The organism is Burkholderia sp. Tr-20390 (assembly GCF_017104595.1).
GTDB lineage: Bacteria > Pseudomonadota > Gammaproteobacteria > Burkholderiales > Burkholderiaceae > Burkholderia.
In genome coordinates this window covers 57,963-72,452 of sequence record NZ_JAAGPC010000024.1, presented here as the reverse complement: position 1 = coordinate 72,452, position 14,490 = coordinate 57,963, and the positions used below count along the sequence as shown (strand labels likewise).

Sequence of the window (14,490 nt, the reverse complement as noted above, 5' to 3'; positions counted from 1 at the left end):
AAGAAGACGCCGGTGCGCGCGGGCGTGTGCGACGGCTTCATCGGCAACCGGATCCTCGCGGTCTATCGCACGGCGGCCGACACCCTGATGGAAGACGGCGCGTCGCCGTACCAGATCGATCGCGCGGGCGGAAGGCGGCCCGCGCGCGGTGAGCGCGTAGCGCTTCGGCGGGTGGCAGGCAGAGGCGATCGGCGGCGCGGGCGGCGCATGCCGCGCGGCCGGGATGGCGGAGAGCAACACCGCGGACTGCAGCGGCGGATGGCCGGCGAGCAGGCCGCAATAGCCGCAGCGGTCGAAATGCCTGTCCGATGGAGAATCGGACGACGAATCGGGCGACGCCTGCGATTGCGCGTGCGCCACGAGCGTGTTGGCGGTTGCCGAGCAGATCGGCGCGGCCGGCAGGCCGTCATCGGGTGCGGCAGCGCGCAGTTGCGAGATCAGCGGCGCGACGAGCGCGAGCACGAGCGCGAACAGCCCGAGCCACGCGGTGGCCCGGGCGTGTCGCGTCGGCGCGCCGCGTATGCCGGCGCGCGATGAATCAGGCCGCTGCGCGTGCCGCACGGCCGAACAGCAGACGGTCGATCAACCAGACCGCGACGATCGTCGCGCCCATCAGCGGGAAGACGATGCCGAGCAGCACGAGCCCCGCGATCCAGCCGCGCATCGGCGGCGCGCCGCGTTCGCGCGACGGCGCCCCCAACTTGCGAGCCGGGCGGCGCTTCCACCACATCACGGTGCCCGTGACGGCCATCGCGGCGAGCCCGAGCGACAGCACCGCGCAGACGATCTGGTTCGCGAGCCCGAAGTAGCGGCCCATGTGCAGCGACGTGCCGTACGACACGGCGCGCGATACCGCACCGTAGTCGTCATAGCGGATGTCCTTCAGCACGGCCCCGCTGTACTGGTCGAGGTAGATCGTCCGCTCGGCTTTCGGGTCGTCCGGGAAGTACGACGCGGTGAACACGCCGTCCGCGCCGGACGGCAGCGCGAGCGTATAGCCGCTCGTCACGCCGAGGCCCGCGACGATCGCGATCGCGCGGGCCAGCGGCAGCGGTGCCGGCGTCGGTGCCGACGGTGAATGCGGGACGGGCACGTTGCCGACCGCCCACGGCGTTTGCGGCAACGGCAGGTCGTCCATCACCATCCCCGGCATCGACTCGCCGGATTCGTGGTGATGGCCGGACGGCGCGGCAGCCTGGGCAGGTGCGGGCGCCGCGGCGGCACCGGGGCGCGTCGAGCGAACCGATCCGCCGCCCCATGCGCCTTCCGGCGCACCGAGGTTCACGGTCGCGGCCAGCGCCTTGAAGTTCTTGCCCCACGAGCCCGACCACGGCAGCCCCGTCAGGATGAACGCGACCGTGCCGGCCGCGAGCCAGATGCCGGCGGTTGCGTGGAGGTTTTTCCACAGCGGCCGGCCGCGCAGCGACAGGTCGGGGCGCAGCGCCTGCCCGACGCGCGCCGCGCCGCGCGGCCACCACAGCGCGATGCCGGTGCCGATCATCACGAAGGTCCAGCACGCGGCGAGCTCCATCAGCAACTCGCCCGTCTTGCCGAGCAGCAGCTTGCGATGCAGCATCCGGTCGATCTGCATGAAGCGGTTCTCGACGCTCAGCGTGCCGAGCACGCTGCCGTCGTACGGGTTCACGTACACGCTCTCGCGGCTGCCGTCGCGCAGCCGGAACACGTATTCGGCGCTGCGGTCCGGCGCGGTCGAGACCTGCACGGACACCGGCGTCGCGCCGGCCGGCATCGCGGTGCGTGCGCTCGCGAGCAGTGTGTCGGCATCGAGCCGCGGCGTGGCGCGCGGCTCGACGACGAGCCGGTGCGGATACAGCAGCGGCTCGATCTGCGGCTGGAAGCAATAGAGCGTGCCGGTGATCGCGAGGACCACCAGGAACGGCATGACGAACAGGCCGGCATAGAAGTGCCAGCGCCAGAGCGTCCGGTAGCCGGCGTGGGCGGATTGGGCGGGCGAGATCGCCCGTTCGACGGTGGTCGACATGGTGTCAGCTCCTCGGGTTCGTTGAGCGGCCACGCCGGCACGGGCCGGCGGGCGTCAACGCGCGTTGCGCCCGCCTGCACGCATCGACGAAACGGGCGGCGCGGCGCCATGCGCGGAAGCGGCGCATGACGGCGTCGCCCGCGCGAGGCGGGCAGGCGGGTGAACGCTTGAATCAGGTCGTGTGAGACGAACGGCATGCAGGCCCGCGCACGTCGACGTGCACGAGCCGCGGGGCGGAACCGTCAGCAGGACAGCGGAGGGGCGCGGGAGGGGGGGCGATCGTCGAAGATCGATCGCACGACGGGAATGCGGTCGACGTGAATCCGGAAGCGCCGTGGCGCGGCGGCCGGAAACAGCAGCACCAGCAGCACGAACGACGCGAGCGCGGTGAACAGCGCGGCGCCGAATGCGCACAGGCTGTCGCCGCTGCCGGACGAGGTCGCATTGTCGGCATGGCCGTCATGCTTGAGCGCATCGGCGAGCGCGAGCGCGTCGTTGGCCGGTGTGATCGGCGCGCCGGCATCGAAACGGGCCGCCAGCGCGGCCACGTTGACGATCAGCGGGCCGCGGCCCGAACACAGCACCACCGAGCCCGCATCCGGACCGTCCGGATCGAGCATCACGGCGCCCGACATCAGCGCGCGGGACAGCAGCGTCACGAGGAGGAACCCCCACAGAAGCTGTCGCGCGACGCCTTGCCGGAGCAGGAAGCGGCGAAGTGCGTTCATGGCGCGCGATTGTACCTCCGTTTGCGGGGCGGGGCCGTCCGCCACGCTGATGCACGGCATCAGCCCGGCGGGGTGCCGGAAGCGGATGGCGGGCCCACGGCGGCTATTCGGAGCCGAACGGGTTCCTGGAGATCATGCGGCGAGGTCATCGGGCATGCGCGTGCCGCGAATCGGGAAGGGCCGCCGCGGCCGTGCGTGACGCCCGCGGCAGCCGATGCAGCGCGCCGGCTCAGGCCGGATACGCATCGTCGACTTTCAGGTTCGCGAGCCGGAACAGCGTGCGCAGCGTCTGCGGATGAATGTCGCGGTGCGCGGCGAGCGACGTCAGCATGAAGTCGAGCACCTTCGCGTAGCGGAGCAGCACGAGGCAGCGCGCGAGATCGGGCGTGCGGCCGCGCATGTCCTCGGCGAGGTGAACCATTTCGGTGGACAACGAGCGTGCCATCTCGAGTTCCATCTGCTGTTTTTCGGTCCAGTCGGGCAACGGCTGTTCGAGCAGCTTCGCGAGAAAGAGCTGGAACGACGTGTCGGACGAATTGGGCAGCGCATCCATGAAGGGCCTCGTTACTTGCTCGGATCGTTCGGGCGTGTCCGCTGGATGCGCCCGACGGTGGGTTCGTGTCCGCGCGGTGATCGGCGCGGTGGTTACCCGAACGGGATGCAGGTTTCGTACCAGCGGCGCAAGACGATTGTTGAGTATTGTTGAGCCGCGACGCGACGAGGGCGGCGAGTCCCGCCGGTACTGGGGGGCGGAGGGGACCGAGGACGCGGTCTACCGGCGCGGCGCGATGCATATCGCGTACGCGGAGCGGCTCGCCGACGCGAAATGCTTCACGGATGTAACGTAACGCCGGGATAAATTGCGTGGCGCGTTCCCCGGCAGTCTGACGAAACGGGCCGGCCCGCGCGTGCCGCCTGCGCCTGTCAAGCGTTCGGGCCGCCGGAAGCGGGGGGGCCGGATGTCGGCCATGCGCGGCAAAAGCCACCGGCGAATGTGACGGGTGTTTCAAATCCGAGACGGATTTACCCGTGGCGATCCGGTTGCGCGCCCCGTCCAACTGGCCCAGCGAATTGTCGGCCAATTGTCCATGGGCAGACGGCGCGCGTTTGCCAACAATGCCCCGATCATCCCTGCGAGGTTCGACATGAGCGTCCACGCCTTCTTCTCGGCCAACCTGCTGCTGGCCTACACGGCTTATTTCATCGGGACGGCCAGCCCCGGGCCGAGCAACCTCGCGATCATGTCGGTCGCCGCGAACCAGGGCCGCAAGGCGGCGCTCGCGTTCGCGCTCGGCGTCATTTCCGGGTCGATGTGCTGGGCGACGGTGGCGGCGCTCGGCGTGTCGGCCGCGCTGCTCGCGTGGTCGAAGCTGCTGGTCGCGATCAAGCTGTTCGGCGGGTTGTACCTGCTGTGGCTCGCGTTCAAGTCGGGGCGCACGGCATGGTCGGGCAAGGCGGCGACGTCGACGAACGCGGCGGGCGAGCAGCGGCTGTCGCGCTTCTATGTACGCGGCGCGATGCTGCACCTGACCAATCCGAAAGCGATCCTCGTGTGGGTGTCGATCGTCGCGCTGTCGTCGAACGGCGCGGGCGCGTCGCACGGCGCCGTCGTGCCGGGCTGCATCGTGATCGGGTGCCTGGTGTTCGGCGGCTATGCGCTCGTGTTCTCGATGGACGGCGCGCGCCGGCTGTACGTGCGCGGCCGGCGCGCGATGGAAGCGTGTCTTGCCGTCGTGTTCGGCGTGGCGGGGATCAGGCTGCTGGTGTCGAACGTCTGACGCGGCAGGCCCGCGCGTCTAGCTCGGGCGGGTGGCGCGTCGCTTGGGCGAACGCACGGCGTCGCCCGGCTGCTCCGCCGGGCGTGTGAACAACGACACGATCGTCTGCCGGAGCCAGCGGTGCGCGGGATGGCTGTCCCAACGCTGATGCCAGATCACGCAGTAAGGCCGCGCGGGCATGCGCACCGGCGGTTGCCGCGACACCAGTTCCTTCTCGTGGATCGACAGATCGAGCAGCGTGGTCGGCAGCACGCCGATGAAATCCGACTCCCGGATGATCGCCAGCGCGGGCGAATACGCATTCAGCGTGAGGACGAGATTGCGCTGCAGGCCGTGCGCGGAGAGCAGGCTGTCGTACACCGGCACCCGCATGCCGGAAAACCCGACGTCGAGATGCCGCGCCGCGAGAAAGCGCTTCAGCGTGAGCGGCCCCTTCGCGAGCGGGTGATCCTTGCGCATCAGGCAACTCCAGTGGATCGGCCACATCTCGTGCGTGCGCACGCCGCTGCTCGGGCTCGAGTCGTTCAGGTAGCCGCCGATCGCGAGGTCGACGCCGCCCCGGTCGAACATGCCCGGCAGGTCGGCGACGCTGAACGGCGTGAGCTCGAGTCGCATCGATGGCGCATGCGTGCCCATGTACTGCGCGAGGCGCGGCATGATGCGCTCGACCGAGTAGTCCGACATCGCGATCGTGAAGGTGCCCCGATGTTCTTGCGGGTCGAACTGGTCGGGCGAGATCGCCTGCTTCAACGCGTCGAAGTGCGGCTGGACCGCCGACCACAGCTCGCGCGCCCGCGCGGTCGGCCGCACACCGGAGACGGTCTTCTCGAACAGCACGTCGTCGAGCGACTCGCGCAGCCGGCGCAGCGCATTGCTGACCGCCGACTGTGAAAGCGCCAGCCGTTCGGCGGCGCGCGTGACGTTGCCTTCGGCCATCAATGCCGCGAATACGCGCAGCAGGTTGAGGTCGAGCTGGCGGAACACATCCTTCATCGCACATCTCCCATTCGGATGCCGGCATCCCGCGCGTGACGTCGCGAGCCGGAACGTCGTGGCGGCCAGTGTCCGGGCCGCGGGCCGTTCGCGCAAGGTCGCGTTTGCCCTTGCAGAGCGCCGGCTGGCGCCGCGACGAAATCGCGCGCCGCGCTCGCACCGTTATTCACGTTGGTGATGATCATATTCCGGAAATCCGTTGGACGCGGTAACGGTGCGCATCGAACATGAGCACGAAACCACTGCAGCCAGCAGCGGGAGGAGACAGACGATGAAAGAGGATGCAGTGAATCCGGCGGGCGCCCTCGCGCTCGATCGCCTTTCGGCCGCGGCGCAGCCGTCGGAGCGGGCAGGCACGCTGCGCGACGTCGCGGCGGCCGCGGCAGGCAACGCGCTCGAATGGTTCGACTTCGTGATCTACGGCTATTTCGCCAGCGTGATCGCGAGGCTGTTTTTCCCGGTGGCCGGGCCGGTCGGATCGCTGTTGCTCGCGACGGCGACCTTCGGCGTGGGGTTCGTCGTGCGGCCGCTCGGCAGTGTCGTGCTCGGGTTGTACGGCGACCGGTACGGCCGCAAGGCGGCGATGTCCGTCACGATCTGGCTGATGCTGGCCGGCACGGCCGCGATCGCGGTGGCGCCGCCGTATGCGCAGGCCGGCTGGCTCGGCGCGACGATCCTCGTGCTGGCGCGGCTCGTGCAGGGCTTCGCGGCATCGGGCGAATTCGGCAGCACCGTCGCGTTCCTCGCGGAAAAGGCGCCGCCGCATCGGCGCAACTTCTTCGTGAGCCTGCAGATGGCGAGCACGATGCTGGCCATCGTGCTGGGCGGCACGATCGGCACGATCCTGACGACGTCGCTCAGCCCGCATCAGCTCGAAAGCTGGGGCTGGCGCGTGCCGTTCGTGGTCGGCCTGCTGATCGGCCCGGTCGGCTTCTACATTCGCAGGAGCGTGTCGGAAACCGATGCGTTCGTGCATGGCGAGGCGCTGCCGGTCGTGCAGGTGCTCAAGCGCCTGTTCGGCGAGCATCTCGCGTCGTTCCTCGCGGCGATCGGCGTGACGATCGTCAGTACCGCCGCGTTCTACATGTATCTGATCTACATGCCGACGTTCGCGGTGAAGCAGCTCGGGTTGCCGATGTCCGCGCCGTTCATGAGCACGACCGTCGCCGGCATCGTGATGGTCGCGATCGCGCCGCTCGCGGGCCTGCTCGGCGACGTCTGGCGTCGGCCGGTCGCGATGGTCGCCGCCGCGATCGTCGTGCTGTCCGCGATCACGCTGCCGCTCTATATGTGGGTCATCGCGAGCCCGTCGCTGCGCAACCTGCTGATCATGCAGGCCGCTGCCGCCGCGCCGATGGGCGTGCTCGTCGGGCTGGTGCCCGCGCTGGCCGCGCGCGCGTTCCCGGCCGCGGTGCGCAGCACCGGGCTCGCGGTGTCGTACAACATCCCGACGACGATCTTCGGCGGCTTTTCCCCGCTGATCGTCACGTGGCTGATCGCGACCACGCACAACAAGGCGTCGCCTGCCCTTTACATCGTCGCGATGTCGGTCGTGAGCCTGGTCGCGCTGCTCGGGTTTCGACGCATGCCGAGCGAATAAGCGAGCCGGATTCGGTTTCAATCCGCATCGCTGAAATAGAGGATAACGAATGAAATGTCGCTCTATGGAGGCGTGGAAATGATCGGCCGCCCCGTCACCCTCAACAGGAGAAGTCACGCATGAAATTCACCCCTACGTTTGCGCCGCCCAGCGAGGCGGAACTCAAAGGACGCCTCGAGCGCGTGCGCGCCCGCATGGCGGCAGCCGGCCTTGATCGCTATGTGGCGTTCTCGCCGGACAACATCTACTACCTGACGAACTTCGCGAACATCGTCCACGAGCGGCCGTTCGTGCTGGTCATTTCGCGCGGCGGACCGCCGCAGTTCGTCGTGCCGCAGCTCGAGCAGCCGCATGTCCGGACGCGCTCGATCGGCGAACTCGAGCTGATTCCCTATTTCGAATTTCCGGCGCCGGCCGGGCGCGAATGGAGCGACCGGTTCAAGGCGCTGTTCGGGGCGGGCGAGCGTGTCGGCGTCGAGTCGGTGTGTCCGTTGCAGGTCTATGCGCAGACGCCGGGCGAGCGCGTATGCATCGACATCATCGACGACGTGCGGATGATCAAGTCCGACTACGAGATCGGCCGCCACGTGTATGCGTGCGGGATCGCCACCGATGCGCACAACCTGCTGCTGAACGAAGCGCGCCCGGGCCTCGGGATGGCGGAGATGTCGTCGCGCATTCGCGGCTTCATCATGCAGCGGCTGCTGGCCGACGATCCGACGCTGAACCCGTTGGCGACGCGCATCGTCGCGGTGTTCCAGCCGGGCAGCTTGTCGCACGATCCGCACAATTTCAGCAACATCGACATGCGGATGGAGGAGGGCGGCCCGCACGTGTCGATCGTCAATGCGGTGATGAACGGCTACGGCGCGGAAGTCGAACGGACCTTCTTTCTTGGCCACGTGCCCGACGCGGCGCGACGCGCGTTCGACGTGATGTCGGAAGGGCGGCGGCTCGCGTTCGACGCGGCGATGCCGGGCGCGCTGCTGAGCGACGTCGATCGCAAGGTCAACGACTATTTCCGCCGCGCGGGGATGGGCGACCGGCTGCTGCACCGGACCGGGCACGGAATGGGCGTCACCGCGCACGAAGCGCCGTTCTTCGCCGAAGGCTACGACCGGCCGATCGAGAAGGGGATGTGCCTGACGATCGAGCCGGGCATCTATATCGAGGGTGTCGGCGGCTTCCGTCATTCCGATACGGTGCTGATCGGCGATGAAGGCCCGGTTCAGCTGACCGGTGGGCCGCTGGAACTCGATGCGTTGACGTTCCCGGTTCGGGCGTAGTGACGCGCTGGCGTTAAAAAGCCGCTGCACGGGTGGGTGCAGCGGCTTTTTTGCGAGCGGCGCGCTCCCGAACTTGAAGCGTCCATCGATGAACTTCAGGATCTGCACCCAATGATTCCGGTGAATTTCATACCGGACGTCATGGGCTCGCCTATAGTCACGAAAGACATCGGTGTCGAGGCTTGCTTCACGCCGAACATGGACGCGCCGGGTGCTTCTCGGCAACAGGGTGCAGACAATGAAAGATATCAATGTGCGGGGAGGATCGTGATGGCGCGTTTTGTTCGTTCGCTGCTCTTGCTGACGGGGCTGTGTGCCTGCTCGTTTGCGTATGCCGTGGAACCCGGGATGAACAATCCGTTGTTATCGGAATTGCGTCCGTGGTGCATCGGTCGCCTGATGTTCGACCGGCCCGTCTCGAGCGAGATCTCGGACGAGCATTACGAGTACCGCGGCGAAAAGCTGGTGACGACGCACGATGTGTCAGTGGAGGACTACGACGCCAAAGTCGCGGCGCGCGAGAAGGAACTGCGCACCAAACAGCGGGTGAATCCCGTGGATCTGCAGGAGCAGACGGGACGCATGTCGCTGGAAAAGGCCTTCTCTCCGGTGCCGCACTCACGGGTTTTCGTCTTCAACGATGCGGTGGTGAAAGCTGTCGCCTTGCCGTTCGATACGGAAGGCTATCTGTTCGCGAACCGCACGCTCGTCCGGACGACGAGCTTGATCGGTGCGGATGTGCTGGACCGGGCCGAAAGCATCTATGACGATACCTACCGCCGTATCAAGGTGCGCGACAACTGGGCCGTGCCGACGGAATCCGGCTTTTGCTTCGATGGCGGGGTCGTCGCCGGCCCGTCAACTTACTCGGAAGAAGTGAGCCAGTCGTTCGCGTTGATGCCGGGCCGCCCGGCGCTGCTCGTGATCAAGCTGCGGGATGCGGTGGACGTCGATCTGGAGCAACCGCTCACCCGCAATCTGCGCGCGCTGCGCGCGACACTCAATCGCATGCCGGGACGCTACAGCATTCTGCGCCAGGGCAAACGGCAGGTCGCCGGCATGGACGCGGAGGAGGTGCTGTTTGCGCTCAGGGATGGCGCGGTCACCGTCTATCGCTTCTACTTGCTCGCGCCGGGGAATCCCGCGACGGTGGAGCAGCCGCATACATCGGTCGAACTGCTGCTGGGCGCGCCCGCGCGCGACGACTTGCCACCGGAAAAGGCCACCTCGCCGGTGGACGAAGCGGGCGCGTTGCAAGTATGGGACACACTGCTGAACAGCCTGCGCGCGAGGCCTGGTGCGATCTGACCGGAGGCGGACGAGGTGGGGTGCGCACTCAACCCGATGACTCCGCCGCACTGACGCGCGGCGGAGGGCACCCGAATCAGAGCGGCTTCAGAAAATAAAACCCGTATTGATGAACTTCGAGTGGTGATCCGACACGATCGAATCGAGCAGCTGCTTGCTCCCTTCGGTCTGCTTCGCCGCGACCATCGAGCGGATCGAGAACGCGCGCAGCGCGTCGCTCACCGACAGCGTGCCTTCCGCCGAATCCTTGCGGCCCGCGAACGGGAACACGTCCGGCCCGCGCTGGCACTGGCAGTTGATGTTCACGCGGCACACCTGGTTCACGAGCGGATCGACCAGCGCGCCGATCTGCGCCGGATCGGACCCGAAGATGCTGACCTGCTGGCCGTGATCCGACGTCGTCACGTAGTCGAGCGCGGTGTCCACGTCCTCGAACGTCGCCACCGGAATGATCGGCCCGAACTGTTCCTCGCGGTACAGCTTCATCCCTTCCGACACCGGGTACACGACAGCCGGATAGAACAGCGTCTTGCTGAACTCGCCGCCCGAATGGTTGACGACCTGCGCGCCCTTGGCCTTCGCATCGTCGATCGCGTCCGTCATGTACGCCGTGCGATGCATGCCCGGCAGCGGCGTGATGCTGACGCCTTTCTCCCACGGCATGCCGATCTTCAGCTGTTCGAGCGCGGCGGTGAAGCGCTTCAGGAATTCGTCGACGATCGAGCGGTGCACGAGCAGCATCTTCAACGCGGTGCAGCGCTGGCCGTTGAACGACAGCGCGCCGAGCAGGCATTCCTTCACGGTGAGGTCGAGATCGGCGTCGGGCAGCACGATCGCCGCGTTCTTCGCGTCGAGGCCGAGGATCGCGCGCAGCCGGTGCGACTTCGGGTGCTGCTTCTTCAGGTGGTCGGCCACCTTGCTCGACCCGATCAGCGCGAGCACGTTGATCTTGCCCGACGCGAGCATGTGCGGCACGACCACCGCGCCCGGCGCATAGATCGTGTTGATCACGCCCTTCGGGAACGCGTCGCGGAACGCTTCGAGCAGCGGCTCGAACAGCAGCGTGCCGTACTGCGGCGGCTTGAACACCACGGTGTTGCCCATCAGCAGCGCGGGGATCAGCGTCGCGAACGTTTCGTTCAGCGGGTAGTTGTACGGGCCCATGCACAGCACCACGCCGAGCGGCGTGCGGCGGATCTGGCCGATCGTGCCTTCGGCGATCACGAAGCGCGAATTCGCGTTGTCGAGCTCCTTCAGCGCGTCGATCGTCTGCGTCATGTACGTGACGGTGCGGTCGAACTCCTTCTGCGAATCGGCGAGGCTCTTGCCGATCTCCCACATGATCAGGTTCACCACCAGCTCGCGCTGCGCGACCATCCGCTTGATGAAGTCCTGCATGCACGCGATGCGCTGCTCGACCTTCATCGTCGGCCACTCGCCGCGGCCGGCGTCGTACGCGCGCACCGCGGCGTCGAGCGCCGCGTCGCTTTCCGTTTCGCCCATCACCGGGTAGCTGCCGATCTCGACCTGCTCGACGCTGCCGTCCGCCTGTCGCACGCACACGGGCGACAGCACGGTCTTGGTCGCGCCGTCCCACGGCCGCAACGCGCCGTCGACGAGCGACACGCGCTGGTGAATCGGCGAGGCGAGCCGGTACTCGGCGGGGATGTCCTGAAAGGCGGGAAACAACTGCTGCAGGGAGGCGGAATCGGGCATGACGGTCTCGTTTGACGGGGTGTCCGGGAAGGACGGGCGATGCGAATCCTGAGCGGGGAGATCCTCGATCCTGAATCGGCATCATGACGCGCGGACGACGACACGTCACGCGTGACCCTGGCCGATTCAACGACTGGAACCAGTTCCATTAAAAAGGAACGCCGGCGCGAATGCAAGAATTGCCGAATCGCGCCGCATGTATCGTAAGCATTCAGAAAGACTGTTGCCGAATGCTTGGTATAAGCCGCCAACAGTGCCCGCAAACGTTTCAAACGGGCCAGTTTCAGCGGATAATGGCCCGGCGCGGCGAAGAAAAAAATGAAGCGAGCCTGAGAGCATATGTAGTGAAGAACGGAAGAAGGTCCGCCGCGCTGCCGATGCGAGGTCGGCTGCCCGGAGCGCCGGGTCGGGGTTGCCCGGTCCGGCGCGCACCGGACTTCGAATGCGCGCCGTCCGCTTAGACGGATGCTTCGTGATCCTCTCCAGTCCTTTCGTCGTCGTCTCCCGAATCCCGCCTGTTGCCTGGCCCGTCATCGCCTGATGCGGCCGAAGCATTTCTTTCGTCTTTATTACGGCCGGGTCGCATAAAAGCGCGGAATAGAAAGGCATTCGTCAGGAATGCAGAGCGCGATGCGCACGCACGTTGCGGGCAGGCGACACGTTAAAAATTAACTAAAAACACGAATCATTCTCGTTTAATATTTCGCTCCGTTACGAGCCGTGACGGAGCGTCATGGCCTCTTTCGTGCCGGTTCTGCCGGCCGGCTGCCACACGCCGCCGGCCGTTCACCGGCCCGTCGGCGCGACGAGGCGATCCCTGCGCGCCGCTGCTTGTTCACGGAAAGGATTTCGCCAGCCCGATTCACAGCGTGGTTCGCGCGTTGGCCGGATGCGTTTCCGTTCGCCGTTTTCCCTCAGCCTCTACTTCAACGATGAAACTCAACAAGAGCGCTTGCCATGCGCTGCTGATCGCCACGTCGCTGGCCGGTGCACGCACCACCTTCGCACAGGCGAGCGATGCCGCGGCGACCTTGCCCGCGATCTCGGTCAAGGCGACCGCCGAGCATGCGTCGTACGACGGCGGCCGCTCGCGTGCCGCAACCAAGACCGACATGTCGCTGATGGACGTACCGCAGACGGTGAACGTCGTGCCGCACGCGGTGATCGAGGACCAGAACGCGACGTCGATGCAGGATGCGCTGCGCAACGTGCCGGGCGTCGGCTTCTCGGTCGGCGACGGCCAGCGCGACCAGATCACGATCCGCGGTTTCAACAGCATCACGGACCAGTACGTCGACGGCATCCGCGACGATGCGCTCTACTATCGCGACCTGTCGAACGTCGATCACGTCGAAGTGCTGAAGGGGCCGGCGGCCGTGCTGTACGGGCGCGGCTCGGCGGGCGGCATCGTGAATCGCGTGTTGAAGCGGCCGGACGCGAACCCGGTGCGCGACGTGGGCGTGACGCTCGGCACGCGTGGCGAGCGGCGCGGCGAATTCGACCTCGGCTGGAATGCGAGCGACGCGGCGCGTTTCCGGATCACCGGCGCGGCCGAAAACTCGAACAGCTTCCGCGACCAGTTCCAGCTCAACCGCCAGGCGATCGCGCCGTCCGCGCAGTTCAAGCTCGACAGCAACACGGTGCTGAACGTCGAATTCGACTATCTGCACGACCGCCGCACGTCCGACCAGGGGCTGCCCGCGTATCTCGGCCGGCCGGTCGACGTGCCGATCAACACGTTCTACGGCTCGGCCGACGCGGCGAACAGCTCGTACAACGATGTCTCCGCGAAGAGCGCGACGGTGTCGCTCGATCATCGCTTCAACGATTCGCTGTCGTTCCATGGCGCGATCCGCGCGTACGACTTCTCGCTCGAACGCAAGAACTACGTGACGTACGAGCCGATCAAGACGGCCGCGCATCCGGTCGTCACGCTCGACCAGTCGACGCGCCAGCGCACCGACCACGGCATCGACGGCCTGTTCGAGCTCACGCAGAAGACGTCGCTGTTCGGCATGCGCCACGAGCTGCTGTACGGGCTCGAACTGTCGCAGCAGCAGAAGTTCGACACGATCTACAGCGTGTCGAAGGTCGCGACCTACGATCTGTTCAATCCGCAGCAGGTGGTGCTGCCCGGCGTGCCGACCGGCACGCGGGCGAAGACGAACGCGTCGACCGTCGTCGGGCTCGCGGGGGTGTACGCGCAGGATTTGATTTCGCTCACCGAGCACTGGAAGGTGCTCGCGGGGCTGCGCTTCGACTACCTGAACCAGATCCGCCACGACTACACGTCGTCGAACGTCAACCTCGATCGCACCGATCACGCGTGGAGCCCGCGCGTCGGCCTGATCTACGAACCGCTCGACTGGCTGACGCTGTACGGGTCGTTCAGCCAGTCGTTCTCGCCGCTGGCCGATACGCTGATCAGCTCCGGCGCATTCTCGAACGGCGCCGCGCTCGCGCCGCAGAAGACCACCGCGTATGAAGTCGGCTCGCGCTTCGATCTCGGCGGCAAGGCGACGGCCAGCGTCGCGCTGTTCGACATGCGCCAGACCAACCAGCAGATCGGCGACCCGGCGAATCCCGGCTATGCGCTGCCGATCGGCACGCAGCACGTGCACGGGATGGAGCTTGGCTTTACCGGTGAGATCGCGCCGAAGTGGTCGGTGTATGCGGGCTACGCGTACCTGAACGGAACGGTCGACGGCTCGGCGCAATCGACGGCGGCCGGTGTCGCGGTGTCGAGCAATACACCGGGGCTGATGCCGCGCCACAGTGCGAACCTGTGGGTGAAGCGCGAGCTGCCGTACGGCTTCTACGCGGCGGCCGGCATGCAGTTCCAGTCGGCGCGCTACACGTCGGCGAGCGATCTCGTCACGCTGCCGTCGTTTACCGTGTTCAACCTGGGCGCCGGCTATCGCAGCAAGAAGGTCGACGTGACGCTCACGCTCGACAACCTGTTCAATCGCCGCTACTTCATCGCCGCGCACGGCAATGCGGACCTGTACAACATGCCCGGCGATCCGCGCACGCTGACCGCCACGGTGAAGTGGCACATGTAATGCACGTGATGCAGGCG

10 protein-coding genes and 2 pseudogenes are annotated in these 14,490 nt (G+C 66.9%); 6 read left to right on the top strand and 6 right to left on the bottom strand.

What is annotated here, in order from left to right; all coding sequences use genetic code 11:
* Positions 1-126: pseudogene (locus tag G3N98_RS39750) on the top strand (3-hydroxyacyl-CoA dehydrogenase family protein); the annotation flags it as partial.
* A gap of 18 nt (positions 127-144) precedes the next feature.
* On the opposite strand, the pseudogene G3N98_RS39745 reads toward G3N98_RS39750, so the two are convergent.
* From G3N98_RS39745 to G3N98_RS09860, 4 genes and pseudogenes are all read right to left on the bottom strand, one after another.
* Positions 145-561 (bottom strand): annotated as a pseudogene (locus G3N98_RS39745) (DUF2946 domain-containing protein); the annotation flags it as partial.
* Positions 539-2,002: a PepSY domain-containing protein gene (locus G3N98_RS09870; protein WP_206148051.1), complete on the bottom strand. Its 1,464-nt coding sequence runs from the start codon at positions 2,000-2,002 to the stop codon at positions 539-541. The gene G3N98_RS09870 and the pseudogene G3N98_RS39745, both read right to left, overlap by 23 nt.
* A 242-nt stretch (positions 2,003-2,244) precedes the next feature.
* Positions 2,245-2,730: a hypothetical protein gene (locus G3N98_RS09865; protein WP_206148050.1), complete on the bottom strand. Its 486-nt coding sequence runs from the start codon at positions 2,728-2,730 to the stop codon at positions 2,245-2,247.
* Between the two features lie 229 nt (positions 2,731-2,959).
* Positions 2,960-3,283, bottom strand: coding sequence for a hypothetical protein (locus tag G3N98_RS09860; RefSeq protein ID WP_021162626.1), 324 nt, complete (start codon positions 3,281-3,283; stop codon positions 2,960-2,962).
* Positions 3,284-3,875: 592 nt separating this feature from the next.
* Between G3N98_RS09860 and G3N98_RS09855 the strand changes: the two genes are divergently transcribed.
* Positions 3,876-4,508 (top strand): LysE family translocator, encoded by a 633-nt coding sequence (locus tag G3N98_RS09855; protein WP_206148049.1) that lies wholly within the window; start codon positions 3,876-3,878, stop codon positions 4,506-4,508.
* An 18-nt stretch (positions 4,509-4,526) separates the two neighbouring features.
* Here G3N98_RS09855 and G3N98_RS09850 read toward each other — a convergent pair whose 3' ends face one another.
* Entirely contained in the window at positions 4,527-5,501 is a 975-nt protein-coding gene (locus G3N98_RS09850) for a LysR family transcriptional regulator (RefSeq protein WP_206148048.1), read from the bottom strand.
* 271 nt (positions 5,502-5,772) lie between these two features.
* Here G3N98_RS09850 and G3N98_RS09845 point away from each other — a divergent pair, with 271 nt between their 5' ends.
* The 3 genes from G3N98_RS09845 (at position 5,773) to G3N98_RS09835 (ending at position 9,695) form a co-directional block, all read left to right on the top strand.
* Positions 5,773-7,101, top strand: a complete 1,329-nt coding sequence (locus tag G3N98_RS09845; protein WP_206148047.1) for an MFS transporter — start codon at positions 5,773-5,775, stop codon at positions 7,099-7,101.
* A 119-nt stretch (positions 7,102-7,220) separates the two neighbouring features.
* Complete coding sequence (locus tag G3N98_RS09840; RefSeq protein WP_206148046.1) at positions 7,221-8,387, top strand: Xaa-Pro peptidase family protein; 1,167 nt, start codon at positions 7,221-7,223, stop codon at positions 8,385-8,387.
* A gap of 111 nt (positions 8,388-8,498) precedes the next feature.
* A complete protein-coding gene (locus G3N98_RS09835; protein WP_241025834.1) occupies positions 8,499-9,695 on the top strand; it encodes a T6SS immunity protein Tli4 family protein in 1,197 nt (398 codons plus the stop codon).
* 87 nt (positions 9,696-9,782) lie between these two features.
* On the opposite strand, the gene G3N98_RS09830 is transcribed toward G3N98_RS09835, so the two are convergent.
* A complete protein-coding gene (locus tag G3N98_RS09830; RefSeq protein ID WP_206148045.1) occupies positions 9,783-11,411 on the bottom strand; it encodes an NADP-dependent glyceraldehyde-3-phosphate dehydrogenase in 1,629 nt (542 codons plus the stop codon).
* A gap of 932 nt (positions 11,412-12,343) precedes the next feature.
* On the opposite strand from G3N98_RS09830, the gene G3N98_RS09825 reads away from it, so the two are divergent.
* Positions 12,344-14,473: a TonB-dependent siderophore receptor gene (locus G3N98_RS09825; protein WP_206148044.1), complete on the top strand. Its 2,130-nt coding sequence runs from the start codon at positions 12,344-12,346 to the stop codon at positions 14,471-14,473.
* Positions 14,474-14,490: the final 17 nt, after the last annotated feature.